Raw genomic sequence first — 24,662 nt, forward strand, 5'->3', positions numbered from 1 at the left:
TACGCCGCCAGGTCGTCCTTGCCCGACACGATGTTGACCAGCACCCGTCCCCCGGTGAGATGGTCCAGGGTCGCGGCGGCGGAGGCGAAGTTGGCGGGCCGCCAGTAGCCGGGCCGGACCGCGATCAGCGGCTGGAACGTCGTCGTCCGCGCGGCCAGCGCGGCGGCGACCGTGAAGGTGTCAGGCCGCCCCCAGCCGGCGCCGATGAGCGCCCCGCCCCACCCGTGCTCCTCGACGGCCCTGGCCTGGCCGCTGAGGGTCTCCAGGCTGTTGTGGTCCGCGACGACGTCGTCGCCACGATGCCCCGGCTGGGCCTGGTTGGGGATGTACCAGAGGAACTGAAGGCTCATCGGTGGATCTTCCTGTTCTGCTCGGCGTGCGGTGTGACTCGGATCACGTAAAAAACCTAGTCTTCATGTAGGTAAAGTGTAGATTGTGTTCAGGTTGCTTCGATACTCCAGGCGCGAGATTGACTTCGCTTTCTTCGCCGGCGCGCTGTGTCAGCGCTGACTGGCTGTCGCACCCGTCCGCATGTGAGTGCCCATCAAGCAACGAGGAAAGTTCATGTCAGACCTTCGCAGTTCCATCGAGCGCGCCGCGCCGAAGCGCAAGAAGTGGCCCTGGGTCGCCGGCGCCGTCGCCGTCCTCCTCATCACCGGGACAGGTTTCGCCCTCACCCGGGGCGACGGCTCCAGCGCCAAGGCCGTCGGCAACGGGACACCCGTTCGCGGTGGCACGCTGCAGTTCGCACTGATCGACTACCAGCGCAGCCCGGACCCGCAATGGGGTACGAACTATGCCGAGTCGCTCATCGGCAACAACATCACCGACAAGCTGACCTGGCAGGACCCGAAGACCGGCCAGATCACGCCGTGGCTGGCGCAGTCGTGGGAGTACAACAATGACCTGACCGAGTTCACGTTCCACCTGCGCAAGGACGTCACGTTCAGCGACGGGACCCCGTTCGACGCCGAGGCGGTCAAGGCCAACTTCGACCAGTACGTGCACGGCGACCAGAAGCTGGACATCCTCCCCAACGGCGCCGCCCTGCTGTCCGGCTACATCGACACGCGGACCCCTGACCCGTACACCGCCGTCGTCCGCTTCAAGAAGCCGCTCGCGAGCTTTCTGCAGGCCTCGTCCTTCACCGCCAACGCGCAGCCCGGTTTCCTGTCGCTCTCGACGCTGAAGCTCAGCGCGCAGGAGCGGACGGACCCGAAGAAGGTGATCGGCACCGGCCCGTTCGTGTACGAGTCGTGGGAGCCGCAGGTCAAGACCGTCCTGGTCAAGCGCAAGGGCTACAACTGGGCCCCGCCGGCGCTCAAGCACCAGGGCGAGGCGTACCTGGACAGGGTCGTGCTCAACACGATCCCGGAGGCCAGCGTTCGGACCGGCTCGCTGACGTCCGGCGCCATCGACGCCACGCTGGACGTGGGCACCACGGACGAGAAGTCGCTGGCCGGCCAGGGCTTCAAGATCATCTATTGGGGCGTCTCCGGCACCGCCATCCTGTTCAACTTCAACTCCCAGCTGTTCCCGACCAGCGACGTCGCGGTGCGCAAGGCGATCCAGCTCGGCTGGGACCGTGAGGCGATCAAGAAGACCGTGCTCACCGACTCCTACTCCATCGCGACCTCCGTCCTCGCGCCGTCGGTTCCCGGATACGCGGACTACAGCGGCTCGGTCCTGAAGTACGACCCCGACAAGGCGGGGCGGATCCTCGAAGAGGCCGGCTGGAAGGAGGGGCCGGACGGGATCCGGGTCAAGGACGGCAAGAAGCTCGTGGTCAAGCTGCTCGGCATCAGCAACCTGGTGGTGAACAAGCCGGCTTACGAGTCGATCCAGCAGGACCTGAAGAAGATCGGCGTCGACCTGCAGCTCACGGTCGTCCCGATCCCCGACTACACGGCCGCCCTGGCCAAGGCCACGACCGACTGGAACGTCACCGCGTCCAACCGCTCGCGCAACGACCCGGCGGTCCTCAACCTCCAGTACAGCCCGCAGCTCGGCAACGTCACGTATCTCACGAAGGACTCCACCGGGATCGACCTGGACGAGGTCACGCAGACCGTGGGCAAGCTCGACACCACGCTCGACACGGCCGCGCGCACGCAGTACGCCAAGGCGGCGCAGGACCTCCTGCTCGACAAGTACGCGCTGGTGAACCCGGTCTACAACCCGTCGCAGGTGATCGCCCACGCGGACTACGTGCACGGAATCGTCTTCGACGCCCAGTCCCGCAACCACTTCGTGGACGCGTGGAAGAGCAACGGGAAGTGACGCGCTATCTCGCTCTGAAGGCAGGCCGGGCCCTGTTCGTGGTCTGGGCCGCGTTCACCCTGACCTTCGTCCTGCTGTTCGTGCTGCCGGCCGACCCGGTGGACCTGCTCTTCGACCCCGCCGAGATCAACAGCATTCCGCCGGAGGTCCGCGAGCAGGTGGCGGCGGGCTACGGCTTCGACAAGCCGGTGATCCTGCAGTACCTCGGCCGGCTCGGACACGCGTTGACCGGCGACTTCGGCAACTCGGTGCAGTCGGGGCGGTCGGTCGCCGCCACGATCCTGGACGCACTGCCGAGCACACTCGTCCTCGCGTCCGGCGCCCTCGCGCTGGCACTGCTCATCGCCTTCGTGATCGCGCTCGTCGCGACCTGGACCCGCCGTGAATGGGTGCGTCATCTGGTCGAGGCACTGCCGTCAGGTGCGGTGTCGGTGCCGGTCTTCCTGTCCGGCATCCTGGTGCTGCAGATCTTCGCGTTCCGGCTGGGCTGGTTCCCGGCCTTCGGCGACAGCGGCGCGAAGAGCGTCGTCCTGCCGCTGGTCACGCTGGCCATCCCGGTGTCAGGCCCGATCGCTCAGCTCCTCGTCCGCAGTTTCGCGACCGAGTTCCGCTCCGGCTACGTCACGACCAGCAGAGCGAAGGGCGCCACCCGCGGCGGCATCATCATCCGCGACGTCTTCCGCAACGCCGGCCTGCCGGCGCTCACCATCGCCGGCGTCACGTTCGGCAACCTGATCGCCGGCTCTGTCATCACCGAGACCGTCTTCGCCCGCAAGGGCATCGGCCGGCTGACGCAGTCCGCGATCAACACGCTGGACGTCCCGCTGGTGCAGGGGATCGTCGTGCTCACGGCGGCCGGCTTCGCGTTGATCAACCTGATCGTCGACCTGATCTACCCGCTGCTGGATCCGCGGCTGCGGGCCACCCTCGCCGCCGCGTGAACGGAGAATCGTGATGACCGTCGAACTCGACGCGCTCGGCGCGGGCGGCCGGCCCGGCTTCGCCCGCCCGCTCGTCAAGCGCCTCGGCGAGCTCGCGCGGCAGCCGATTCTCGTCGGCTCGTGGATCGTCGTGCTGGTCGTGATCGGCTGGGCCGTCGCCCCCGGCCTTTTCACCTCGTACGGCCCCTACGACGGCGACACCGCCGCGAGCTTCGCACCGCCGAGCGCGGAGCACTGGTTCGGCACGGACCGGCTGGGCCGGGATCTGTTCGCCCGCAGCGTGTACGGCGCGCACACGACGCTGACCGCGACCCTGCTGGCGGTCCTCATCGCCTTCGGCCTCGGCACGGTCGCCGGGCTGGTGGCCGGCTTCTTCGGAGGGGTCATCGACACCGCCGTCATGCGGGTGGTCGACGTGTTCCTGGCGATCCCCAGCCTGCTGCTCGCGATGGTGGTGGTCTCGGTCCTGGGCTACTCCACGCAGAACATCGCCCTGGCGGTCGGCATCTCCTCCATCGCGTCGTTCGCGCGGGTGATGAGGGCCCAGGTGCTGGCGGTCGTGACCCAGGACTACGTCAAGGCGGCGTACGGCCTCGGCGTCGGCCGGCTGGGCGTGATGGTCCGGCACGTCGTGCCCAACTCGCTCAGTTCGGTGCTCGCGCTGGCCGCGCTGGAGGTCGGAACGGCCGTGCTCGCCGTCGCCTCGCTCGGCTTCCTCGGTTACGGCGCGCCGCCGCCGCAGCCGGAGTGGGGCCTGCTGGTGGCCGAGGGCCGTGACTACGTCGCGGTCCACCCCTGGGCCTCGATCATGCCCGGCGTGGCGCTCGCGATCGTCGTCATCGCCACTCACCGCATCAGCACCTCGTACCGGAAGGAGCACCGCCGATGACCGACCCGTCCAAGGAGCCGCTGCTGCGGATCACCGGCCTTGCGATCGACTATCGGACGGGGCGCCGCCAGTGGACGCCCGCCGTCCGCGGCGTCGGCCTCCACGTGGGGCCCGGCGAGTTCGTCTCGCTCGTGGGGGAGTCCGGCTCCGGCAAGACCACCCTGGTCCAGGGCGCGCTCGGCCTGCTTCCGGCCTCCGCGCGGATCCGGGCCGGCTCCATCGCCTACTCCGGCGTCGACGTCACCGGCTGGAACGACCAGCGGATGGCGCTGGTACGGGGCAACTACGTGGGCTTCATACCGCAGGACCCCAACACCTCGCTCAACCCGGTCAAGAAAATCGGGCAGCAGGTGATCGAGGCGGTCCGGTTCAACGAGCCCGAAGCCGGCAACGCTGAGCAGCACGAAGATGCCGCGCTGGAGAGCCTGCGCACGGCAGGTCTCAAGGACGCTGAGCGGGTGTTCCACCAGTACCCCCACGAGCTCAGCGGCGGCATGAAGCAGCGTGCTCTCATCGCGATCGCGCTGGCGGGCAAGCCGAAGATCATCGTGGCCGACGAGCCGACGAGCGCGCTCGACGTCACCGTCCAGAAGGTCATCCTCGACCACCTGGTGCGGCTGCGCGAGGAGCTCGGCATCGGCATTCTCCTGGTCACCCATGACCTCGGCGTCGCGCTCGACCGCTCCGACCGGATCCTGGTCATGCGGGACGGCGAGATCGTGGAGGAAGGCCCGGTACGCCAGGTCCTGGAGAACGCGGCCGACGACTACACCCGCCGGCTGCTCGAAGCCGCTCCCGCGCGGCACGCCGGCCGGCTCGAGCCGACGTCGGGCACACGGGCGGTCACGCGGCCGATCCCTGGCACCGCGTCGGTGGCGTTGGAGGCGCACGCGCTCACCAAGACCTACCACCTGCGCGGCCGCGGCCGGCGGCGCGAGCTGCGCGCGCTGGACGGCGCCGGCCTGGTCGTGCGCAAGGGCACCACGCACGCCATCGTCGGTGAGTCCGGCGCGGGCAAGTCGACGCTGGCGAGCATCCTGGCCCGCTTCACCCCAGCCGACAGCGGCACGGTGCACATCGGCGACCGCGAGCTGACCGGACTGCGCCGCGGGCAGCTGCGGGAGATCCGCCGGGACCTGCAGTTCGTGTTCCAGAACCCGTTCACCTCGCTCGACCCGCGGTTCACGGTCGGCAGGATCATCGCCGAGCCGCTGCGCGCCTTCGGCCTGGCCGCCGGCAGGGCCCGGGTGGTCGAGCTGCTGGAGGCGGTGGCGCTGGACGAGAGCTACCTGGACCGGCTCCCGGGCCGGCTCTCCGGCGGGCAGCGGCAACGGGTCGCGATCGCGCGGGCGCTCGCGCTCAACCCCGGGATCCTGGTGCTCGACGAGGCGGTGAGTGCGCTCGACGTGTCGGTCCAGGCCCAGATCCTGCAACTGCTGGTGGATCTGCAGGCCGGGTTCGGGCTCAGCTACGTGTTCGTGACGCACGATCTCGGCGTCGTACGGCTGATCGCCGACGACGTCACGGTGATGAAGGACGGCGCCGTGGTCGAAACCGGCCCGGTCGAGCAGGTGTTCCGCGCGCCGGAGCACGACCACACCCGGGAACTGCTGGAGGCGATCCCGGGAGCCCGGCTCGCCGTCGCACGTTAAGGAGCGATCGTGCTGCACATCAACGTCAACATCCTCAACGCGGGCGTCTTCGGCGGCTCGTGGCGGTTCCCGAACACCGACGGCACCGCCGGCTACACGATCGAGCACTACACCTCGATCGCGAAGAAGGCCGAGGAGGCCAAGCTCGACGCGGTCTTCCTGGCGGACGGCCCGTCGCTCGACCCGAACATCAGGCACCGCACCGCCAACAACCTGGAGCCGACGACGGTACTGGCGCGGATCGCCGCCCAGACCGAGCGGATCGGCCTGATCGGGACGTTGTCGTCGTCCTACAACGATCCGGTCGAGCTGGCGCGCCGGCTCGGCGACCTCGACCACGTCAGCGGTGGCCGCTTCGGCTGGAACGTGGTGACCACCGCCGGTCCGGTGGCGGCGCGCAACTTCGGGCGCGCCGTCGAACCCGAGCACGCGCTGCGCTACCGCCGCGCCGCGGAGTTCACCGAGCAGGTGATCGCCGGCTGGGCCGCCCGGACCGAGCTCGTCTCGCCGCAGGGCCGGCCGGTCGTGGTCCAGGCCGGCGGCTCCGGCGACGGCCGCCGGCTCGCCTCGCGGGTCGGTGAGGTGATCTTCTCCGCCGACCAGGACCTCGACCACGCCCGCGCGTTCCGCGCCGAGATCCGCGGCGGCGCGGTCGAGTTCGGGCGGCGACCCGAGGAGATCGTGGTCCTCCCCGGGCTGTCCACCGTCGTGGGCAGCACCGAGGCCGAGGCCAGGGCCCGGCGTGAGCTGCTGGACGAGATCCTCCCCGACGCCTATGCCCGCAGCCGGCTCGCCGGTCAGCTCGGGATCTCCCTCGACGGGCTGTCCGACGACGAACCGATCCCGGCCGAGCTGCTCGTCGACCCCGACGAGGCCGGTGGTTCGCAGACGTTCTACCGGGTCGTCAAGGCGATCATCGACAGGGAGCAGCCGACGCTCGGCGGGCTGCTGAAGAAGCTCTCCGGCGGCGGCGGTCACCGGATCGTCGTGGGGACGCCGGAGCAGATCGCCGACGACATCGAGCGCTGGTTCCGTGCGGGTGCGGCGGACGGCTTCAACGTGATGCCCGACGTCCTGCCGTCCGGTTTCCATGACTTCGCCGACCACGTGATTCCCGAGCTGCGGCGCCGTGGCCTGTTCCGGACCGAGTACGACGGGACGACCCTGCGCGGCCACCTCGGGCTCGGTCTCCCCGAGGTGCCGTCCGGGGGCCGGCCGAGGGCCGCCGGCTCGCTCCGCGACCTGTCCCTCAATCGGAAGTGATCTCCTCATGAGTACAGCCATCCAGCTCGCCCTCGCGGTCGGGGAGCCGACCGGCCGGCAGACCGGCGGCCCGGCGCTGGTGTCGCTCTCCGACGCCGCCGTCATCGCGGCGGTGGCCGAAGAGGTCGGGGTCGCGGCGATCCGGCTCATCGATGGCCCCGACGACAGCGGGGCCGCCGGCCGGGCGCTCGACCCGACCGTGGTGGGCGCCTACCTGGCCGGCCTCCATGGCGGCGTCGGCTACATCGCCGAGGTCCCGACGACCCGCAACGCGCCGTACAACCTCGCCCGCCGGGTACTCTCCCTCGACCGGGCCACCGGCGGCCGGTCAGGCGTCGCCCTGCGCGCGGGCGGAGGCGACGAGGTGAGCCAGGCCACCGCTCCGGACCCCGGAGCGACCGACCCGGCCCGGCGCTGGACGGAGTACGCCCACCTGCTGACCCGGCTGTGGGAGTCCTTCCCGCGTACGGCGCTGATCGGCGATCAGGAAGCCGGCATCGTCGTCGAGGACACGCGTATCAGGCCGATCGACCACGAGGGCGCCTTCTACCGTGTCGCCGGTCCGCTGGACGGGCCGTCGTCGGTGCAGGGCCGCCCGGTCATCGTCGCCGATCTGGGCACCCTCGACGCGACGGCGGTCGCGGAGTCCGCGGACGTCGTCGTGGTGGATCGGGAGCAGGTGGCCGATGCGGACGCCGCGCTGACGGAGGCGCTGCGGCGAGCCGGTCGTTCCCGAAAGGACGTCGCGCTGCTCGGCCGGGTCGAGCTCGGGCTCAAGGGCCCGGCCACCGGTGACGATCTTCGCGCCTGGGCCGAGGAGCACCGGCTGGACGGATTCGAGCTGGTGCCCACGGGCGGCGCCACAGCGGTGATCGCCGCCCTGCGGGCGCTGGTGCCGAGGCCCGTGTCGGCGCCTCCCACCCTGCGGGCCGCGCTGGGCCTGCCCGAGCTCGTGGCGGTGGCGGCATGATCGACAGCCCTGTGATCTACGCGGTCCAAGGAATCCGCGCCGCGGTCTCCCCGGTCCTGGCACGCCTGCGCGCCGGGGCACATGCGCGGGAGCTCGCCCGCGAGTACGCGTTCGACGACGTCCGCGCGCTCGCCGAGCAGCGGATCACGCTGATCGGCATCGCCGAGGACGACGGCGGCGCCGGCGGCACGCTGCGGGACGTGATCGACCTGATCATCGCCATCGCCCGAGCCGACTCCAACGTGGCACAGGCGCTGCGCAGCAGTTTCCTCACCGCCAACCAGGTGGCGAGCCGGCGTGATCTGCCCAACCGGGCGGTGACCCTGCGGCGGCTGCTCGACGGCGACCTGTTCGCCGGCACCGCCAACGAGCGCACCGGCGGCGCCAACGGATCCGTCAACACCACCATCCGGCGTGACGGCGACGGGTACGTCATCGACGGCGAGAAGTACTACTCGACGGGCGGCCTGTACGCGTCGTGGTTCTCGGGCCTGGCCAGGGACGAGCACGGGACCGTGCTGAGCTTCACGGTTCCGGTTGACCGCGAGGGCGTGGAGCGGCTCGACGACTTCGACGCGGTCGGCCAGCGGCTGACCGCGAGCGGCACCACGCGGCTGAAGAACGTGCGTGCCCACGGGCACGAGGTCGTGGCCCGCGACAACGCCCGGCTGGACAACCCGTGGCAGGGCTCGTTCGCCCAGCTCTACCTGGCGGCGGTCGAGGCCGGCATCGCCGCCGCGGCGCTCGACGACGCGATCTGGTTCGTCCGTGAGAAGGCCCGGCCGATCAAGCACAGCACGGCGGGCAAAAGCGTGGAGGACCCGTACGTGCGCGAGACCGTGGGGGAGATCGGCGCCCGGGCCCTGGCCGCCCGGTCGGCGGTCCTGGTCGCCGCCGAAGTGCTGGAGGGCGTGCGTGGCCTGACCGGCCCGCGGGCGCGTGCCGCCGGCGCTGAGGCCGCGGTCACCGTGGCACAGACCGGCGTGATCGCCATCGACTCCGCGCTGCGCGCCGCCGAACTGCTCTTCGACGTCGCGGGCGGCTCGATCACCAACCGTGACCTCGGCTTCGACCGGCACTGGCGCAATGCCCGCACGGTCGCCAACCACAACCCCAGGCAGTGGAAAGCGGCGGTGGCGGGTGCGTACCACCTGACCGGCGAGGACCCGCCGACCACCGGCCTGTTCTAGAAAGGAATCCGATGACCATCAAGGCCGGCCGGACACTCGGCCGCACGGGCGTCCTGGTCACTCCTCTGACGCTCGGCACCATGAACTTCGGCCGGTGGCAGGAGGAGGGTGAGAGCATCAAGATCATCCATGCTGCCCTCGACGCCGGCATCACGGTTCTCGACACCGCCGATGTCTATGCCCAGGGCGTGTCGGAGGAGATCGTCGCCAAGGCGATCAAGGGCCGCCGCGACGACGTCTTCCTGGCCACCAAGTTCCACGGACAGATCGGTGACAACCCCCAGCACGCCGGCAACTCGCGCCGCTGGATCGCCCGCGCCGTGGAGGACAGCCTGCGCCGGCTCGGCACCGACCACATCGACCTCTATCAGGCGCACCGGCCGGACCCGCACACCGACCTGCTGGAGACGCTGCAAACACTCAACGACCTGATCCGCCAGGGCAAGATTCTCTACTACGGCACCTCGGTCTTCCCCGCGCACCAGCTCGTCGAGGCACACTGGCTGGCCGAGAAGCACGGGCTCATCGCCCCGCACACCGAGCAGCTGCCGTACTCCCTCCTCGTCCGCAGTGCCGAACGGGAGGTCTTCCCCGTGGCGCGGAAGCACGGCGTCGGCATTCTCGCCTACGGCCCGCTGGCCGCCGGCTGGCTGTCCGGAAAGTACCGGATCGACGGCGAACAGCCGGAGTCGGCACGCGCCGACCTCATCCCCGGCCGGTTCGACATCGGACTCGAGCGCAACCGGCGCAAGCTGGCCGCCGCCGACGCGCTGGCCCGCCTCGCGGAGGACAACGGCCTGACGCTGGTCGACCTGGCCCTGGCGTTCGCGCTCAACCACCCGGCGGTCAGCAGCGTGATCATCGGCCCGCGCACGCTCGACCACCTGGAGAGCTACCTCAAAGCGGCCGACGTCGAGCTCGGCGACGACATCCTGGACCGCATCGACGAGATCGTCGACCCGGGCACCCACTTCCTCGAGCGCGACACCGGCCGTGACACCCCGTCCCTCCAGCCGGCCGCCCTCCGACGGAGGATCCGCTCATGAGCCGCGAAACCTACACCGCGAGCGAGGACCGCTACGAGAAGCTGGAGTACCGACGCGCGGGGAACTCCGGTCTCGACCTTCCGGCCTTCTCCTTCGGCCTGTGGCAGAACTTCGGCACCGACCACCCCTACGAGACCCAGCGCGAAATTGTGCTGCACGCCTTCGACCTGGGCATCACCCACTTCGACAACGCCGACCGGTACGGCCCGCCGCACCGCGCCGCGCAGCAGCTCTTCGGGGAGGTGCTCAAGCGGGACCTGGCCCCGTACCGTGACGAGCTGATCCTGTCGACCAAGGCCGGCAACCCCATCGGCCCCAGCCCCTACTTCAAGGGCGGCTCGCGCAAGTCGCTGCTCGCCTCGCTGGAGCACAGCCTGCGCGACCTGGGCACCGACTACGTCGACGTCTTCTACAGCCACAGCCCCGACCTGTCCACGCCGCTGGAGGAGACCGTCGGCGCCCTCGTCAGCGCCGTGGAGCAGGGCAAGGCGCTGTACGCCGGCATTTCCAACTACGCCCCCGAGCGGGCACACGACGCGGCCGAACTGCTGCGACAGGCGGGAGTGCCGCTGTTGGTCCACCAGCCGCGGTACTCGATCTTCGACCGCCGGCCCGAGTTCAACGGCCTTCTCAAACTGGCCGCCGAGGATGGGTTCGGCCTGGTCGTCTACTCGCCGTTGGCGCAAGGGCTCCTCACGGGCAAGTACCTCGACGGCGTTCCGGCGGGAGCGCGTGCGGGGAACAGCACCTTCCTCTCGCCCGACGTCATCGACGACACCTACCGGCAGCGGGCCACCGCGCTCAACCGGATCGCCGAGCGGCGCGGCCAGTCGCTGGCGCAGCTGGCGCTGCAGTGGGTGCTGCGGCAGCCGCAGGTGACCTCGGCACTCATCGGAGCCAGCTCGACCTGGCAACTGGATCACAACGTCAAGGCGCTCGACTTCCCGCCGCTGACGGAGAAGGAGCTGACGTTGATCGACGAACACGGCGTGCACGGGACCGGGGTGAAGCTCTGACATGGCTGACCTGATAGGGACCGGCGTCGAGGACGGCCGGCCGTTCCGCCTGGGCTTCCTGCTGCACCTCGACAGCGACGTGCCGCCGGCCCGGGCCTACCGGGAGGCGATCGACCTGTTCGTGGCCGCGGAGGAGCTGGGCTACGACTCCGGATGGGTCATCCACCGGCACTTCCGGCAGGGCAACGAGCACGTCTCCGCGCCGCTGGTCGTGCTCGCCGCGATCGCCGAGCACACCACGCGGATCCGGCTGGGCACCGGCGTGCTGGTGCTTCCGCTGGAGGATCCCCTCAAGATCGCTGAGGACGCCGCGACGCTCGACGAGCTCAGCGGCGGCCGGCTCGAGCTCGGGGTGGGATCGGGTCCCTTCCCCGGAGCGTGGGAGGCGTTCGGGAAGGACCTGGCCGACCGGCACAAGCTCTTCGACGCCTCGGTGGAGCGGCTCCACGAGGTGCTGGAGGGGGTGGCGCTCAACAGCCTCGGCGAGGTGCTCCACCCGCCCGGGGCCGGTGTACGGCAGCGGCTGTGGCAGGCCACCACCGGCGACCCGGCGCTGGCCCATGCGGCGGCGGCCGCCGCCGCTCGCGCCGGTGACGGGCTGCAGCTCTCGCGCGCCACCGGCTGGCGTGGCAGCACCATGCGTGAGGCTCAGCAGCGGCAGGCCGAGTGGATCGCGGCCTACCGCGCGGCATGGGGGGAGTCCGGTCCTCGGCCCCGGGTACAGGTATCCCGAGCCGTCTACCCCCACCCCGACCGGGCTGAAGCGATTCGATTGGTCACGCCCGGCGCCCGTCGTTGGCAGAGCTGGCTGTCCTCCAAGCGTGAGGTCGCGGGCCTGAGCGTCGAGGAGTACCTGGAGGCCGACCGCGCTCTCCTTGGCCCGCCGGAGGATCTCGCGGCCGAGCTGGCCGCCGATCCCGCGTTGCGGGAGATCACCGACCTGCTGGTGAGCTTCGTCCCTGGTGTGCCCGAGTTCGACGAACACGTCCGGCTGCTCGCCGCCGGCGCCCAGGAGCTGGCGCCCCTGCTCGGCTGGCGTCCCGCGCCATGATCCGGCGGTTGGCCGGCGAACGAGTACGGGAGGGAACGCATGACCATTGACAACGCCACGTTCACCGTCCGAACCCTGCCTTATGACCATCCGGCGGCCGAGGAACTGCGCGCGGCCATGCGGGAGGAGATGGGCCGGCGCTACGCCGACAGGCCGGCGGCCGACCCCGGCCACCTTCCCGCCGGGATGGCCGTGCGGGCGGAGTCCGTGTTGTTCACCGGCGTCGCCTTCGACGCCAGGCGACCTGTCGGGCATGTGCTGCTGCGCCGCCTCGGCGAGGAGGTCGAGCTCAAGCGGATGTACGTGGCGCCGTCACACCGGGGGAGCGGGGTGGCGCGGTTCTTGCTCGCGGCGGCCGAGGAGGCCGCGCGCGAGTTGGGCGCGCGACGCGTCCTCCTGCAGACAGGGGACCGGCAGCCCGACGCGATCCGCCTGTACGAGCGGGAGGGCTACACTCGCATCCCGATCTTCCCGCCCTACCTCTCGATGACCTACTCCACCTGCATCGAGAAGCGGATCGTCGGCTGAGCCCTCCGCAGGATGAACCCGCCCGATGCCACGGAGCACGACCCCCACCCACAGACCTCCGGTCCGGAGCCGTTCCGGTGAACCATGGGCTTCGACGCCGCGGGGCGCCGGGTGCTGGTCGTCTGCGCCGCATGTGGATTCACTACCTTGCTCGACAATTCCGTGCTGAACATCGCCATCCCGGCGCTACGCGACTCGCTGCACGCGGACGCCACGCAGGTGCAGTGGATGGTGGCCGGGTATTCCCTGGCCTTCGGCCTCGCCCTCGTCCCCGGCGGGCGGCTCGGCGACATCCGGGGCAGGAAGCCGTTCTTCCTCGCCGGAATGGCGATCTTCACCGTCGGGGCGGCGCTGGCCGGGTCGTCCCCCACCCATGGGCGCTCGTCGCGGCGCGCCTGCTCCAAGGGCTGGGGGGAGGGCTGGTCAATTCCCAGATGATCGGCACGATCCAGGACGTGTTCACCGGCCACGCCAGAACGCGCGCCCTCGGCCTGTACGCGGTGACCGGCGGCGTGGCGGGAGGGCTCGGACCGCCGCTGGGCGGGGCGGTCATCGCGGCCGCCGGTCCGGGCGTGGGCTGGCGGCTCGTCTTCCTCCTCGCGGTGCCGTTCGGCTTGGTCACGCTGGTGCTCGCGGCCCGTCACCTGCCTCCGGCGCGGAGCCGCTTGGGCTCGCCGGACCTCGACGTGGTCGGCCTGCTCCTCATGGGTGGCCTGACGGTGGCATTGATACTGCCGTTCGTCCAGCCCTCGGCCGGCTCGGCCTGGGGTCTCTGGGCCGCTGTGGCGTGCGTTGCGGCTGGGTTGTTCGTGCTGTGGCAGCGGCACTACGCGCGTTCCGGCCGCCGCCCGCTGGTGCACCCGGCGCTGATGCGCTCGCTGCCGTTCGCGTCCGGGACGGTGACGGCGATGGGCTACTTCGGATCCGGGCTGGCCTCGTCGCTCGTCCTGACCATGTTCCTGCAGGAGGGCCTCGGGCTGTCGGCGTTCGCGGCGGCGGCCGTCACCCTGCCCGCGGCCGCGGCGATGACGGCGAGCTCCGCGCTGGCCTGGCGGGTGGCACGGCGCTTCGGCCGCTACACGCTCTCGGCAGGGCTCGCGCTGTCGGCCTGCGCCATGCTCGCGAGCGGTCTCGCCGGGCTGTTCGCTCCCCGGGCCGGCCTGCCCCTGCTGCTGGCGGTGTGCGCCATGTGCCAGAGCGCCGCCGCGGGGCTGGTCATCTCGCCTCTCCAGGCGTCGGTGCTCCGGCACGCGCCGGCGGAGGCGGCCGGAGTGGCGGGCGGCATCCTCCAGATGGCGCAGGCCTCTCAAGGTGACCTCCGCCCGGCGGACTGGACGACGATCGGCCTGGTCGAGGACGACTTCGGACGCTTCGAGGGCAGGTGGCTGATCGCTCGGCGCAAGGTGTCACCGATCGCCGGGCTGGTCGCCGCCGGCTCCCCGCCGCTGCCGCCGGCGGCGCGGACAGCCGCGGACTGAGCGGCAACTCGATTATCCTGCGAGGAGCTTTTGGGTGATCTCGTGCAGGCGGGTCGCCTCCGCAGGGTCGAAGGCGCCGGTGTCGGTGGGAACGCGTTCGCCTTCCAGGACCGCGGTCAGTCGTGCGGGCGGATTGTCGAGGTAGGGCAGGATCTGTGCGACCGCCTGTGCGGTGGTCTTGCCGATGGTTCTCAGGCGTTCTATCTGGGCTGCGGTTGCCTGGTCGTATTCGCCGGCGAAGCTGGTGGTGACGACGCCGGGATGGTTGAGCACGTATCGGATGGGTGTGTCGTGGTGGATCCGGGTGAAGCTGACGCCGAGCAGGTCGCACAGTTTCGCGCTGTGGCCCAGTGCGCCGGTCCCCGGGTAGTCGCGCCGCAGTTGCAGGTCGTCCCAGCGTACGGGGCCGGTTTGGCCGGCTCCGCCGAAGTTGAGGATGATCGGGTGCGGTGCCCGGCTCAGCGGCCCGACCAGGCCGTGGCTGAGCAGGAACCGGCTGAGGTAGTAGAGCGCGAAGTTGCTCTCGAATCCCTCCGCGGTCTCCACGCGGTTCGAGCGGTGGTACCGCGCGCCGAGTACGAGGACGTCGATGCTCGGGTAGGTCCGGGTGATCCAGGCGAGGGCACGTTCGTTCTCGGTGACGAGACTCAGGTCCGCTCGCAGGAAGCGGGCGCGGCCGCCCGCCCCGTGGCCGGTGGCGGCGTCGAGGAAGGCCTGGCCCTTCCCGCGGTCGCGGCCGATGACGAGGACCTGGTATCCGCGCTCCAGATAGGTGTCGGCCAGTGCCCTGCCGATGCCGTCGTTCCCGCCGGTGATCACTGCTGTGGACATTATCCCCCACCTCCATATATTTACTTTGAGAAATCAAAGCACTGGAAGTGGCGGCACCACAAGCGGCTCGGGTTCGGCCGGGGTCAGTGAGGATCGGTGAGACCAGGCGTGGTGCGCATGCCGTCGAGCATGTGCTCCTGGACCCGCAGCAGGACATCGGCGGCTCGGTCGAGCTCGGCCGGGTCGGTGCCGGAGAGGATGTCCTGGAGCAGGTCGCGCCGCGTGGTGCGGACCTGGGCCACGGTGGCGCGGCCCGCGTCGGTGATGGCGATGAGGGTGACCCTGCGGTCGTGCGGATCCGGTATTCGTACGACGAGGCCGTCGGTGCGGAGCCGGCGTAGCTGCAGCGAGACCGTCGACATGTCGATGTGCAGGCACTCGGCGATGTCGGAGACGCGCATGGGCTCGGCGACGTCGAAGTGCTCCAGCAGGCGCAGCTCGCTGCCGGGCAGATCGCACCCCGAGCGACGCGCCACCTCGGCCTTGACGTGCTTGCTCTCACTCCACCGCACGACGGCCGACACCGCTACCTCGAGTCGAGCCAGTGCCGCCCGGTCGGAATGACTCACCATGCCATCGTAGAGCGCCACCTTACGGCAGCGGTCCCGGCGCATGGGGAGCGAGGCCTCCGACGGAAATCCCTGTTGACCATATCGGAATTGCGGGTAAGGGTAAGAGGACCGGTAGAGGGAGGCCCGATGAGCATCACCGACGAGCTGGTCGCCAACGCCGAGCGCTATGCCGAGTCCTTCCGGCATGGGGCGCTGGCCCTGCCGCCTGCCAAACGGGTCGCCGTGGTGGCCTGCATGGACGCGCGGCTCAACGTCTACGGCCTGCTCGGTCTGGGAGAAGGGGACGCTCACGTCATCCGCAACGCGGGCGGCGTCATCACGGCGGGTGAGCGCCGCAGTCTGGCCATCAGCCAGCGGCTGCTGGGCACTCGCGAGATCGTCCTGATCCATCACACCGACTGCGGCATGCTCACCTTCACCGACGACGGCTTCAAGCGGGACGTCTACGACGACGTCGGCATCAAGCCCGACTGGGCCGCCGAGGCGTTCACCGACCTGGAGGAGGACGTGATCCAGTCCGTCCGGCGCATCCGGGCGGACCCGTTCATCCCGCACAAGGACGCGATCCGGGGGTTCGTCTACGACGTCAGGACCGGGCGGCTCAGCGAGGTCAAGCCGTAGCCGCACCCGCCATGAGCTCCAGTCCCGGTCGGTGAACGTATTCGAGCGCACGGCACGGCCCGGCCGTGGCCGCCACTCTGCACGATGAGATCGCCGTGCTCGATCGGGGCTGCCTAAGTGCCGCACCCATTCGTCGGCGATGTGCGACGCAGCGCCGTCGAAGGCGCGCTGGCGCGATCCGGCGGGCGAACTGCAGGATCGACAGGTTCTCCGCCGTGGCCTGCTCCCGCCACCGGGCGATGGCGGCGAGCTTGCCGGCGCCGCTCGATGGGGATCGTGCCGCGCTGGCCAGGGGTCCAGCTCCGTCTCTCCGAGGTGGCCGACCGGGTCCGCTGTACAGCCGCCACTATGACGTCTCGATGGGTTGACATCCGAGTATTCCTATCTGAATAGTGGGTTAGAGTTCGCCATGAAGGAGCACCCATGAGGGAATTCCCCCATCCCTTCAACCGGCCCGCCCTTCCGGGGGCCACCGATTTGACCAGGCGGGTCCTGCTCGCCGGGACAGGAGGGGGAGCCCTCTCGCTCTTGCTGGCCGCCTGTGGCGCAGGCGGCGGGGCTCCGCTGACCGGCGCGGACAGCGGGGCTCTTCAGTCCGGCGCGGACGCCAACGCCGCGGCGTCCGCGCCACCCCGACGCGGCGGGACCCTGCGCGCGGGCTCCCCTCCACCGCCGACCGCCGTGGACCCCGTCACCATGTACGACGGCTCGGCCATCGCCATCGTCCAGCTCGTCGCCGACTACCTGATCTGGCTCGACCGGGATTTCACGCTGAAGCCGCGGCTGGCCGAGAAGTGGGAGTCCGAGGACGGTGGCAAGCGGTGGGCGTTCACATTGCGCAAAGGCGTCACCTTCTCCGACGGCACGCCGCTCGACGCGGAGACCGTCAAGGCGAGCTTCGACCGGCTGCTCGACCCGAAGTCCAAGTCCGCCGCGCTGTCCGCCTTCGACACGGTGCTGGCGAAGGGCGGGGTGAGCGTGCGCGACGCCGCCACGGTCGTCTTCACGCTCGAACGGGCCTTCTCCGACTTCCCGTATCTGGTTTCGGCGGGCAACTACAACGCGGTGATCCTGAAGAAGGACTACGCGGGCGACTTCACGAAGAAGCCGATCGGCACCGGGCCGTTCCTGCTGGAGTCGTACGACGCGTCGTCGGGGGCCACGTTCACCCGCAACCCGAAGTACTGGGAGCCGGGTAAACCGTACCTCGACGGAGTGAAGATCACCTTCTACGCCGACGACCAGGCTGACCTGCTGGCGCTGCAGAGCGGTGAGATCGATGCGCAGATCCTCAGCCGCCCGCAGCTCGTCGGCCCGCTCAAGGGGCTCGGTGACATCACCGTGGACCAGGTCCAGGGCACCGGTCTGACCGCGTTCACGCTGCGCACGGACCGGCCGCCGTTCGACCGCAAGGAGGCGCGGCAGGCGGTCGCGTACGCGCTGGACCCCCCGGCGTGAACGCCACCGTCTACGACGGCATCGGGGCTCTGGGCAACGACCACCTGTTCGCCCCGCTGTTCCCGGCCGCGCCGGACGGCATCGCCCAGCGCGCCAAGGACCCGGCCAAGGTCGCCGAGCTGCTCGGCGGGCAGCCGCTGAAGTTCACCCTGACGTACGACCCGCCCAGCAAGGACTACGCGCTCACCGTCCAGAACCAGCTCAAGCAGGCCGGCATCCAGGTCGAGCTGGACCAGCGCACCTCGGCCGACTTCTACGGGGGCGACCAGGAGAAGGACACCCCATGGCTGTTCTCCGCCGCGAACCTCGTCGGCTGGGCCGGCCGCGCCACCCCCAGCCAGTTCATCATCCCCATGGTCAAGGGCGGCGGCGTGTGGAACGGCTCCAAGTACGCCAACCCCGCCCTCGATGCGGCCGCCGACGCCTACGACGCCGCCCAGACCCCCGGCGAACGGGCGGCCCAGGCCGAGATCATCGCCAAGGTCCTGCACGAGGACATCCCGGTGATCGTGGCCGTGTGGAGCGGGACCGTCCGCGCCTACAACGGCAGGAAGTTCACCGGCATCCAGGCCCACCCCTCCAGTTACGTCGACTTCAGCTCGGTCTCGCAGGTCGTGTGATGCGCTTCCTGCTGCGCCGGCTGGTGGCCGTGCCGCTGACCCTGCTCGGGGTGTCGGTTCTGGTGTTCGTCACGACCGAGCTGGTGCCTGGCGACGTCGCCCGCACCATCCTGGGCCGCGAGGCGAGCGCCGGGTCCGTCGCCCGCCTGCGCTCCCAGCTCGGCCTGGACCGCCCCCTGCCCGAGCGGTACGCGGACTGGCTGGGCGGCTTCCTCACTGGCCGCTGGGGCCAGTCCTACACGCTCGGCGTGCCGGTCCGCGACCTCGTGCTCGACCGCCTCGCGGCCTCGATGCTGCTGGCGGCGCTGGCGTTCGCCCTGCTCGTGCCGGTCGCGGTCGGGCTCGGGCTGGTCGCGGGCGTCAACCACGACCGGCCCGTGGACCGGCTGGTGAGCGTGACCGGGCTGGCGCTCGGCGCGACGCCCGAGTTCGTGACCGGGGTGGTACTGCTGGTGGTCTTCGCGGTGCGGCTGCGTTGGTTCCCCTCCTCGGCGCAGGCGCCGGACGGCTCCTCCCTGCTCGTCCGGCTGGGCCATCTGGCGCTGCCCGCGCTCTCACTGGTGCTGCTGTGCACCGGATACGTCGCCCGGCACGTCCGCGCCGGCGCCGTGGCCGCGATCGGGAGCGCGTACGCGGGGGCCGCCGAACTGCGCGGCCTCACTCGGTGGCAGGTGGTGCGGCGGCACGTGCTGCGCAACTCCACCATCCCGGCCACCAGCGCGCTCGGCGTGCAGCTGCAGTTCCTGCTCGGCGGGCTGGTCACGGTTGAGCTGCTGTTCAACCATCCTGGGATCGGGGCGCTGCTGCTGTCGTCGGCGGTCGACAAGGACCTGCCGACGCTGCAGGCCACGGCCATGGTGCTGGGGCTGCTGTACATGCTGATCGTGCTCGCCGCCGACGTGGCGTACCGGCTGCTCGATCCGCGAATCCGGCTGGGGGCGGCGTCGTGACGGCCATCGCACTGCCGTTCGCGCGGCGGCACCGGCACCAGGCCGCTCTGGGCATCGGCGCGGCGATCGTCCTCGCATGGGCGATCGTGGCGGTGCTCTGGCCACAGCTCGTGCCGTACGAGCCGGACCTGCTGGACCCGGCCGCCCGCTTCCTGCCGCCGGGGGGCGCGCACTGGCTGGGCACCGACCAGTTCGGCAGGGACACCTTCTCGCGGCTGCTCGCGGGCGCCAGACCGGTGCTCCTGGTGGCGCCGGCGGCGACCGCGCTGGCGGTCGTGGCCGGGACCCTGGTGGGGCTGGCGGCCGGCACCTACGGCGGGTTGGTGGACGAGATCGTCATGCGGTTCCTCGACGCCGTCGTCGTGTTCCCCTCGATCATCGCGACCGTGCTGGTCGTGGCGCTGGCCGGGCGGTCGGTCACGGTCATGGTGCTGGTCATCGCCGCGTCGTTCGTGCCGATCGTGGCGCGCAGCGTGCGCGCCGCCACGCTGGTGGAGCGGGAGAAGTCCTACGTGGAGGCGGCCCGGCTGCGCGGCGAGCGGTCCTGGGGCCTGACGGTGCGCGAGATCCTGCCGAACGTCGCCCCGACGGTGCTCGTGGAGGCCACGTCCCGCTTCGGCGACGCGATCTTCGCCGCGGCCACGCTGTCGTTCCTCGGTCTCGGACAGCCGCCGGGCTCGCCCGACTGGGGGGCGTCGGTGTCGGACAACCGACTGTGGCTGCAGCTCGCGCCGTGGACGGTGCTCGGCCCCGCAATGGCCATCGCCTCACTCGTGGTCGGGATCGCGCTGGTCACGGACGCGCTACGCGGGCGCTGGGAGGCGTCATGACCGGGCTCAGGATCGAGGATCTGTCCGTCGCCTACGCGGGGAAGGCGGCGGTGCGCGGGGTGTCATTCACGGTGGCGCCCGGTCAGACGTACGGGCTCGTGGGGGAGTCGGGGTGCGGCAAGACGACCGTGGGCCGGGCGCTCGGAGGCCAGGTCGCGCGTGGCGGAGCGATCACCTCGGGCCGGATCGTCGTGGACGGCGTGGACGTGCTCGGGCTGCCGCCCGCGGGCCTGCGGCGCTGGCGGGCGGCGGCGCTGGCCGTCGTGCACCAGGAGGCGAGCGCCTCGCTCGACCCGACCATGCGGGTGGGCACGCAGCTCACCCAGGCGCTGCGGGCGCGCGGTCGCGACCGCCGGGAGGTCCCCGAATTGCTGGAACGGGTGCGCCTGCCTGATCCCCGCGCGATCGCCCGCCGGTATCCGCACCAGTTGTCGGGCGGGCAGCAGCAGCGGGTGGTCATCGCCGCGGCCCTCGCCGCCCGCCCCCGGCTGCTCGTCCTCGACGAGCCGACGACTGGGCTGGACGCGACGGTCGAGCGGGAGATCCTGGAGCTGATCGGCGAGCTGCGGGTCGAGCTCGCCGCGGCGGTGGTGCTGATCAGCCACGACCTGGATCTCGTCGGACGGCTGTGCGACCGCGTCGGGGTCCTGTACGCGGGCCGCCTGGTTGAGGAGGGACCGGCCGGGGCGGTCCTCCGGGAGCCCGCGCACCCGTACCCGGCGGCGCTGCTGGCCGGTACGCCCCGGCTGGGCCGTACCCGGCGCACCCACCCGCTGACCTCCATCCCCGGCCATCCGCCCGTCCCGGGAGAGGAGCTCGCGGGCTGCTCGTTCGCCCCCCGCTGCCCCTGGGCGGACACGTTGTGCCACTCCACCGCCCCGGCACCGTCCGCGGTGGCGGTGGCGGTGGCCGGTGTGCCTGTGCCGCCCGTCGCCTCGGGCGTGGCGGCTCTCCACCAGGTGAGCTGCCACCACCCGGGCCAGGCCCGGCGACCGGAACCGCGACCGCAGCTTCCGCAAAGGCAGCCCGCGGAGACGGAACCTACGGAGACGGAACCTATGGAGACGGAGCCCGCCGTGCCGGAGAGCGGGCCGCTGCTGGAGGTCCGGGGACTGACGCGCCGGTACGGCAGGACCGTGGCCGTGGACGGTGCCGATCTGGTGATCCGGAGGGGTGAGGTCGTCGGGCTGGTCGGCGAGTCGGGCAGCGGCAAGACCACGCTCGCCAGGGCGGTCGCCGGGCTGGCAGGACGCGGACCGGGGACGATCACGTTGCACGGACGTCCCCTCCACCCCTCGGTGACCCGCCGGGACCCCGGGCAGCGGCGCGCCGTACAGATGGTCTTCCAGAACCCCTACGCCTCCCTCAACCCGAGCCACACCGTCCGCGTCATCCTGGCCAAGGCGGCCCGCAGCCTCGGCGGCACGCGAGACCCGGCGGACCTGGCGAGGGAGGCGGGCCTCGACGCGTACATCCTTGACGCCCGCCCCGACCGCCTGTCCGGCGGCCAGCGCCAGCGGGCCGCCATCGCCCGCGCCTTCGCCGGCGAACCCGACCTGGTGGTGTGCGACGAGCCCGTGTCCGCCCTGGACGTCAGCGTGCAGGCCGGCGTGCTGCGGCTGCTCGACGACCGGCAGCGGGCCGGCGGCACGTCGTACCTGTTCATCTCGCACGACCTGGCCGTCGTCGGCTACCTCGCCGACCGGATCGCGGTGATGTACCAGGGCCGGATCGTCGAGCAGGGACCGGCCGGGCAGGTCCTGCACGGCCCGCACCACCCCTACACGGCGCTGCTCGTCGGCAGCCGCCGGCCCGGACCTCCGGGCCGGGTGAGTGGCACCGGATGCCCGTTCGCCGGCACCTGCCCCAGCCGCGTCGGCGGACTGTGCGACACGAGCGCGCCACCGGCGCGCGACCTCGGACAGGGGCACGTCGTCCGCTGTCACCTCGATCCCGAGCGGCTCCCACGTCGAGCCGGGAACAGCACGTCACCATAACCGCTCTCCGGGAGGAAGCACCATGTCCGACCACGAGTTCGCCGGTCTGCCCGGCCCCGTGCAGCGCCGATGGGTCACCGTCTCCACCGGCGACCACGTGAGCGGCGTCGCCTGGGGGGCGGGACCGCCGGAAGTCGTCCTGCTGCACGCCGCCGGCGGCAGCGCCCGCGACTGGGACGGCCCGCTGGCCGGGCTAGGCCGTCCCGCGCTGGCCCTCGACCTGCCGGGCCACGGTCGCTCCAGCCGCCATACCGCCGTCTACGCGCCCCGCAAACTGGTGCTGCCCATCGCCGAGGCGATCAGATCGTTCGCCCCGAAGGCCAAGGCGGTGGCCGGGACCGGACTCGGCGCGCTCGCCGCCGCCGCGCTGGCCGCCCGGCACCCGCACCTCGTCCCCGCCCTCATTCTCATCGGAACCCTCCCCGGGCATCCCGCTCCCTCGGACGACGCCGAGTACCTCTGGCAAGGGCTCGCCCGGCTCGCCGCCGGGGGAGCGCCCGTCACCGTCGTCCGCGGCAGCCTGAGCGACGCCGCCGTGGCCGAGCTGAGCGAGCGCGTGCCGTCCGCCCGGCTCGTCGCCTCGGAGGGACACAGCCCCGCTCCCGACGGACCACCACCCACCGCGGCCGGGCTCACGCCCGCCCGGCTCGCCGACCTCCTGCTGACCGGCCCGACCACGAGGAGCAGCTCATGACCGCCCAGATCCCCCTCATCGACCTCGAACTCGCCCTCAGCGACGACGCCCCGCCCGAACTGCTCGACACCGCCCGCGAAGCGGCCGAGCAGATCGGGATCATCCAGGTGACCAACCACGGAGTGCCCGACGAGCTCATCGACGGCTTCCACGACTCCATCGGCCGCGTTCTGGCCTTGCCCCGCGAGGATAAGGCCGAGCTGGCCAGCCCTACCGGCCACCCTTACCGCGGCTGGCGGCAGTGGCCGGACGACTTCGGCCGCCTGGAGCTGGAACGCTTCATCATCGGCCAGTTCGGCAGCGTCGAGGAGGCGAAAGCGGCCGGGCTCGGCGACGAGCACACGCAGCTCTACGCCCACCCCAACGTCTGGCCCCCGCAGGAGCCGGGCCTGAAGGACCTGGCCGCGCGCTACCACGACGCCTCGGTCGGCGTGGCCGAGAAGGTGCTCACCCTGTACGCGCGCCTGCTCGGCGTCCCCGCCGGCACCTTCCCCACCTCCGGACGCCCCTACTACACCAGTTTCGTCGTCAACGACTACCCGACCTGGACCTATGACGACGGCGGCGACACCGACCAGGACAAGCTGCTCCTGCTGGAGCACGCCGACGGCTCCGCGCTCACGGTGCTGCACCAGCGCGGCGACTACGCCGGGTTGCAGGGCCGCGGCCCCGACGGCGAGTGGATCCCGGTCCCCATCGTGCCCGGCGCCCTGCAGGTGTTCTCCGGTCACATACTCACCAAGTGGACGAACGGCCGCCTGTCCGCGGGTACGCACCGGGTGGTCGCGGGTGGTTCGGTCACCAGGCGTTCGACCGGCGTGTTCTGGCATCCCAGCCTGGACACCGTGATCGAGCCGCTGGCCCCGTTCGTCGGCCCCGAGGGCTCCGACTACGAGCCCGTGCTGCTGTGGGACCAGGCCAAGCGGCAGGTCGAGGAGTATCTGGAGGTGTTCGGGCGGCCGGACCAGGTCGCGGCGTGGCGCGAGGGCCGCCCGTATGTGGCCGAGCTGGCGGAGACCTGACATGCCCGGAGACTTCCGCTGGGAGCCGAGCGAGCGCTGGGTGCGCGGTCTGCGCGACGGCGTCGTCGTCGTGGACAGCCGCGCCCCCGTGCTCGTGTGGGAGCCGGGCCGGCCGGTGCCCGGGTACGCCTTCCCCGCTCGTGACGTGCGTACTGACCTGCTTCGCGACGTCGGGGAGCCGCCGGGCGTCCGCTACGACCTCGCGGTCGGGGACGCGCTCGTACGCGACGCCGCCTGGCGGTATCCGGAGCTTCCCGACCACATCGCGTTCGCGTGGTTCCGGCATCCGGACGTCGTGCTCGACCACTGGTACGAGGAGGAAGAGGAGATCTTCGTGCACCCGCGCGACCCGTACAAGCGGGTGGACCCGATCCCCAGCTCCCGGCATGTCGTCGTCGAGATCGGCGGGCAGGTGGTCGCGGACACCCGTCACGCGGTGCTGCTGTTCGAGACGGGTCTGCCGACCCGCTACTACATCCCGCCGGATGACGTGCGGCTCGACCTGCTGGAGCCGACCGAGACGCACACCCGCTGCCCGTACAAGGGGGTGGCCTCGTACTGGTCGCTCAAGGGCGGCGGCGCGCCGCCCGACGTCGCCTGGGCCTACCCCGACCCCATCCCAGCCGCCGCGCCGATCAAGGGGCACGTGGCCTTCTACAACGAGGCAGTGGACATCGTCGTCGACGGCGTCGCGCAGGAACGTCCCGTCACCTTCTTCAGCGCAGGACTGACGAGCCGCCCTGCGGATCTCCCATGAGGAGGA

Annotated in this window: 25 protein-coding genes; 22 read left to right on the plus strand and 3 right to left on the minus strand. The window is 71.2% G+C overall.

What is annotated here, in order from left to right; genetic code table 11:
* The coding region (locus AB0J87_RS63265) for an LLM class flavin-dependent oxidoreductase (RefSeq protein ID WP_363985539.1) at window positions 1–350 on the minus strand (350 nt) is incomplete at its 3' end.
* Window positions 351–564: 214 nt separating this feature from the next.
* Between AB0J87_RS63265 and AB0J87_RS63270 the strand changes: the two genes are divergently transcribed.
* The 13 genes from AB0J87_RS63270 (at window position 565) to AB0J87_RS63330 (ending at window position 14,304) form a co-directional block, all read left to right on the plus strand.
* Window positions 565–2,280, plus strand: a complete 1,716-nt coding sequence (locus tag AB0J87_RS63270; RefSeq protein WP_363985541.1) for an ABC transporter substrate-binding protein — start codon at window positions 565–567, stop codon at window positions 2,278–2,280.
* Complete coding sequence (locus tag AB0J87_RS63275) at window positions 2,277–3,221, plus strand: ABC transporter permease (RefSeq protein ID WP_363985543.1); 945 nt, start codon at window positions 2,277–2,279, stop codon at window positions 3,219–3,221. The genes AB0J87_RS63270 and AB0J87_RS63275 overlap by 4 nt, the downstream gene beginning before the upstream one ends.
* A 13-nt stretch (window positions 3,222–3,234) precedes the next feature.
* Window positions 3,235–4,110, plus strand: coding sequence for an ABC transporter permease (locus tag AB0J87_RS63280; protein ID WP_363985545.1), 876 nt, complete (start codon window positions 3,235–3,237; stop codon window positions 4,108–4,110).
* Window positions 4,107–5,762 (plus strand): ABC transporter ATP-binding protein, encoded by a 1,656-nt coding sequence (locus AB0J87_RS63285; RefSeq protein WP_363985547.1) that lies wholly within the window; start codon window positions 4,107–4,109, stop codon window positions 5,760–5,762. The genes AB0J87_RS63280 and AB0J87_RS63285 overlap by 4 nt, the downstream gene beginning before the upstream one ends.
* A 9-nt stretch (window positions 5,763–5,771) precedes the next feature.
* Window positions 5,772–7,025 (plus strand): LLM class flavin-dependent oxidoreductase, encoded by a 1,254-nt coding sequence (locus AB0J87_RS63290; RefSeq protein ID WP_363985549.1) that lies wholly within the window; start codon window positions 5,772–5,774, stop codon window positions 7,023–7,025.
* Between the two features lie 7 nt (window positions 7,026–7,032).
* Window positions 7,033–7,995: a hypothetical protein gene (locus AB0J87_RS63295; protein WP_363985551.1), complete on the plus strand. Its 963-nt coding sequence runs from the start codon at window positions 7,033–7,035 to the stop codon at window positions 7,993–7,995.
* Window positions 7,992–9,185, plus strand: a complete 1,194-nt coding sequence (locus AB0J87_RS63300; RefSeq protein ID WP_363985553.1) for an acyl-CoA dehydrogenase family protein — start codon at window positions 7,992–7,994, stop codon at window positions 9,183–9,185. The genes AB0J87_RS63295 and AB0J87_RS63300 overlap by 4 nt, the downstream gene beginning before the upstream one ends.
* An 11-nt stretch (window positions 9,186–9,196) precedes the next feature.
* Entirely contained in the window at window positions 9,197–10,231 is a 1,035-nt protein-coding gene (locus tag AB0J87_RS63305) for an aldo/keto reductase (RefSeq protein WP_363985555.1), read from the plus strand.
* Window positions 10,228–11,247 (plus strand): aldo/keto reductase, encoded by a 1,020-nt coding sequence (locus tag AB0J87_RS63310; protein WP_363985557.1) that lies wholly within the window; start codon window positions 10,228–10,230, stop codon window positions 11,245–11,247. Before AB0J87_RS63305 ends, AB0J87_RS63310 begins: the two co-directional genes overlap by 4 nt.
* A 1-nt stretch (window position 11,248) precedes the next feature.
* The gene (locus AB0J87_RS63315) at window positions 11,249–12,298 is read left to right on the plus strand and encodes an LLM class flavin-dependent oxidoreductase (protein WP_363985559.1); all 1,050 of its coding nucleotides are present in this window, start codon (window positions 11,249–11,251) and stop codon (window positions 12,296–12,298) included.
* 39 nt (window positions 12,299–12,337) lie between these two features.
* Entirely contained in the window at window positions 12,338–12,826 is a 489-nt protein-coding gene (locus AB0J87_RS63320) for a GNAT family N-acetyltransferase (protein WP_363985561.1), read from the plus strand.
* Between the two features lie 84 nt (window positions 12,827–12,910).
* The gene (locus AB0J87_RS63325; RefSeq protein WP_363985563.1) at window positions 12,911–13,264 is read left to right on the plus strand and encodes an MFS transporter; all 354 of its coding nucleotides are present in this window, start codon (window positions 12,911–12,913) and stop codon (window positions 13,262–13,264) included.
* Window positions 13,246–14,304 (plus strand): MFS transporter, encoded by a 1,059-nt coding sequence (locus tag AB0J87_RS63330; RefSeq protein WP_363985619.1) that lies wholly within the window; start codon window positions 13,246–13,248, stop codon window positions 14,302–14,304. Before AB0J87_RS63325 ends, AB0J87_RS63330 begins: the two co-directional genes overlap by 19 nt.
* 12 nt (window positions 14,305–14,316) lie before the next feature.
* Here the strand turns inward: AB0J87_RS63330 and AB0J87_RS63335 are convergent, their stop codons facing one another.
* A complete protein-coding gene (locus AB0J87_RS63335; RefSeq protein ID WP_363985565.1) occupies window positions 14,317–15,135 on the minus strand; it encodes an SDR family NAD(P)-dependent oxidoreductase in 819 nt (272 codons plus the stop codon).
* A gap of 83 nt (window positions 15,136–15,218) precedes the next feature.
* Window positions 15,219–15,704, minus strand: a complete 486-nt coding sequence (locus AB0J87_RS63340; protein ID WP_363985567.1) for a MarR family transcriptional regulator — start codon at window positions 15,702–15,704, stop codon at window positions 15,219–15,221.
* 129 nt (window positions 15,705–15,833) lie between these two features.
* On the opposite strand from AB0J87_RS63340, the gene AB0J87_RS63345 reads away from it, so the two are divergent.
* From AB0J87_RS63345 to AB0J87_RS63385, 9 genes are all read left to right on the plus strand, one after another.
* Window positions 15,834–16,328, plus strand: a complete 495-nt coding sequence (locus tag AB0J87_RS63345) for a carbonic anhydrase (RefSeq protein ID WP_363985569.1) — start codon at window positions 15,834–15,836, stop codon at window positions 16,326–16,328.
* Window positions 16,329–16,751: 423 nt separating this feature from the next.
* Window positions 16,752–17,786, plus strand: coding sequence for an ABC transporter substrate-binding protein (locus AB0J87_RS63350; protein ID WP_363985571.1), 1,035 nt, complete (start codon window positions 16,752–16,754; stop codon window positions 17,784–17,786).
* On the plus strand, window positions 17,783–18,406 hold the full coding sequence (locus AB0J87_RS63355; RefSeq protein WP_363985573.1) for a hypothetical protein: 624 nt from the start codon (window positions 17,783–17,785) through the stop codon (window positions 18,404–18,406). The genes AB0J87_RS63350 and AB0J87_RS63355 overlap by 4 nt, the downstream gene beginning before the upstream one ends.
* On the plus strand, window positions 18,406–19,356 hold the full coding sequence (locus AB0J87_RS63360; protein ID WP_363985575.1) for an ABC transporter permease: 951 nt from the start codon (window positions 18,406–18,408) through the stop codon (window positions 19,354–19,356). The genes AB0J87_RS63355 and AB0J87_RS63360 overlap by 1 nt, the downstream gene beginning before the upstream one ends.
* Complete coding sequence (locus AB0J87_RS63365) at window positions 19,353–20,186, plus strand: ABC transporter permease (RefSeq protein ID WP_363985577.1); 834 nt, start codon at window positions 19,353–19,355, stop codon at window positions 20,184–20,186. The genes AB0J87_RS63360 and AB0J87_RS63365 overlap by 4 nt, the downstream gene beginning before the upstream one ends.
* Entirely contained in the window at window positions 20,183–22,183 is a 2,001-nt protein-coding gene (locus tag AB0J87_RS63370) for an ABC transporter ATP-binding protein (RefSeq protein ID WP_363985579.1), read from the plus strand. Before AB0J87_RS63365 ends, AB0J87_RS63370 begins: the two co-directional genes overlap by 4 nt.
* Before the next feature lie 22 nt (window positions 22,184–22,205).
* Window positions 22,206–22,877: an alpha/beta fold hydrolase gene (locus AB0J87_RS63375; RefSeq protein WP_363985581.1), complete on the plus strand. Its 672-nt coding sequence runs from the start codon at window positions 22,206–22,208 to the stop codon at window positions 22,875–22,877.
* The gene (locus AB0J87_RS63380; protein ID WP_363985583.1) at window positions 22,874–23,899 is read left to right on the plus strand and encodes a 2-oxoglutarate and iron-dependent oxygenase domain-containing protein; all 1,026 of its coding nucleotides are present in this window, start codon (window positions 22,874–22,876) and stop codon (window positions 23,897–23,899) included. The genes AB0J87_RS63375 and AB0J87_RS63380 overlap by 4 nt, the downstream gene beginning before the upstream one ends.
* Before the next feature lies 1 nt (window position 23,900).
* Window positions 23,901–24,656, plus strand: coding sequence for a DUF427 domain-containing protein (locus tag AB0J87_RS63385; RefSeq protein WP_363985585.1), 756 nt, complete (start codon window positions 23,901–23,903; stop codon window positions 24,654–24,656).
* Window positions 24,657–24,662: the final 6 nt, after the last annotated feature.

Source organism: Nonomuraea sp. NPDC049625, assembly GCF_040675285.1.
In the GTDB taxonomy this organism is placed as follows: domain Bacteria; phylum Actinomycetota; class Actinomycetes; order Streptosporangiales; family Streptosporangiaceae; genus Nonomuraea; species Nonomuraea angiospora_A.

Coding starts and splice junctions, on each gene's coding strand:
- AB0J87_RS63350 (WP_363985571.1), top strand. CDS start 16,752: ATGAGGGAATTCCCCCATCCCTTCAACCGGCCCGCCCTTCCGGGGGCC.
- AB0J87_RS63345 (WP_363985569.1), top strand. CDS start 15,834: ATGAGCATCACCGACGAGCTGGTCGCCAACGCCGAGCGCTATGCCGAG.
- AB0J87_RS63320 (WP_363985561.1), top strand. CDS start 12,338: ATGACCATTGACAACGCCACGTTCACCGTCCGAACCCTGCCTTATGAC.
- AB0J87_RS63270 (WP_363985541.1), top strand. CDS start 565: ATGTCAGACCTTCGCAGTTCCATCGAGCGCGCCGCGCCGAAGCGCAAG.
- AB0J87_RS63315 (WP_363985559.1), top strand. CDS start 11,249: ATGGCTGACCTGATAGGGACCGGCGTCGAGGACGGCCGGCCGTTCCGC.
- AB0J87_RS63380 (WP_363985583.1), top strand. CDS start 22,874: ATGACCGCCCAGATCCCCCTCATCGACCTCGAACTCGCCCTCAGCGAC.
- AB0J87_RS63295 (WP_363985551.1), top strand. CDS start 7,033: ATGAGTACAGCCATCCAGCTCGCCCTCGCGGTCGGGGAGCCGACCGGC.
- AB0J87_RS63375 (WP_363985581.1), top strand. CDS start 22,206: ATGTCCGACCACGAGTTCGCCGGTCTGCCCGGCCCCGTGCAGCGCCGA.
- AB0J87_RS63370 (WP_363985579.1), top strand. CDS start 20,183: ATGACCGGGCTCAGGATCGAGGATCTGTCCGTCGCCTACGCGGGGAAG.
- AB0J87_RS63300 (WP_363985553.1), top strand. CDS start 7,992: ATGATCGACAGCCCTGTGATCTACGCGGTCCAAGGAATCCGCGCCGCG.
- AB0J87_RS63310 (WP_363985557.1), top strand. CDS start 10,228: ATGAGCCGCGAAACCTACACCGCGAGCGAGGACCGCTACGAGAAGCTG.
- AB0J87_RS63280 (WP_363985545.1), top strand. CDS start 3,235: ATGACCGTCGAACTCGACGCGCTCGGCGCGGGCGGCCGGCCCGGCTTC.
- AB0J87_RS63360 (WP_363985575.1), top strand. CDS start 18,406: ATGCGCTTCCTGCTGCGCCGGCTGGTGGCCGTGCCGCTGACCCTGCTC.
- AB0J87_RS63325 (WP_363985563.1), top strand. CDS start 12,911: ATGGGCTTCGACGCCGCGGGGCGCCGGGTGCTGGTCGTCTGCGCCGCA.
- AB0J87_RS63385 (WP_363985585.1), top strand. CDS start 23,901: ATGCCCGGAGACTTCCGCTGGGAGCCGAGCGAGCGCTGGGTGCGCGGT.
- AB0J87_RS63285 (WP_363985547.1), top strand. CDS start 4,107: ATGACCGACCCGTCCAAGGAGCCGCTGCTGCGGATCACCGGCCTTGCG.
- AB0J87_RS63305 (WP_363985555.1), top strand. CDS start 9,197: ATGACCATCAAGGCCGGCCGGACACTCGGCCGCACGGGCGTCCTGGTC.
- AB0J87_RS63335 (WP_363985565.1), bottom strand. CDS start 15,135: ATGTCCACAGCAGTGATCACCGGCGGGAACGACGGCATCGGCAGGGCA.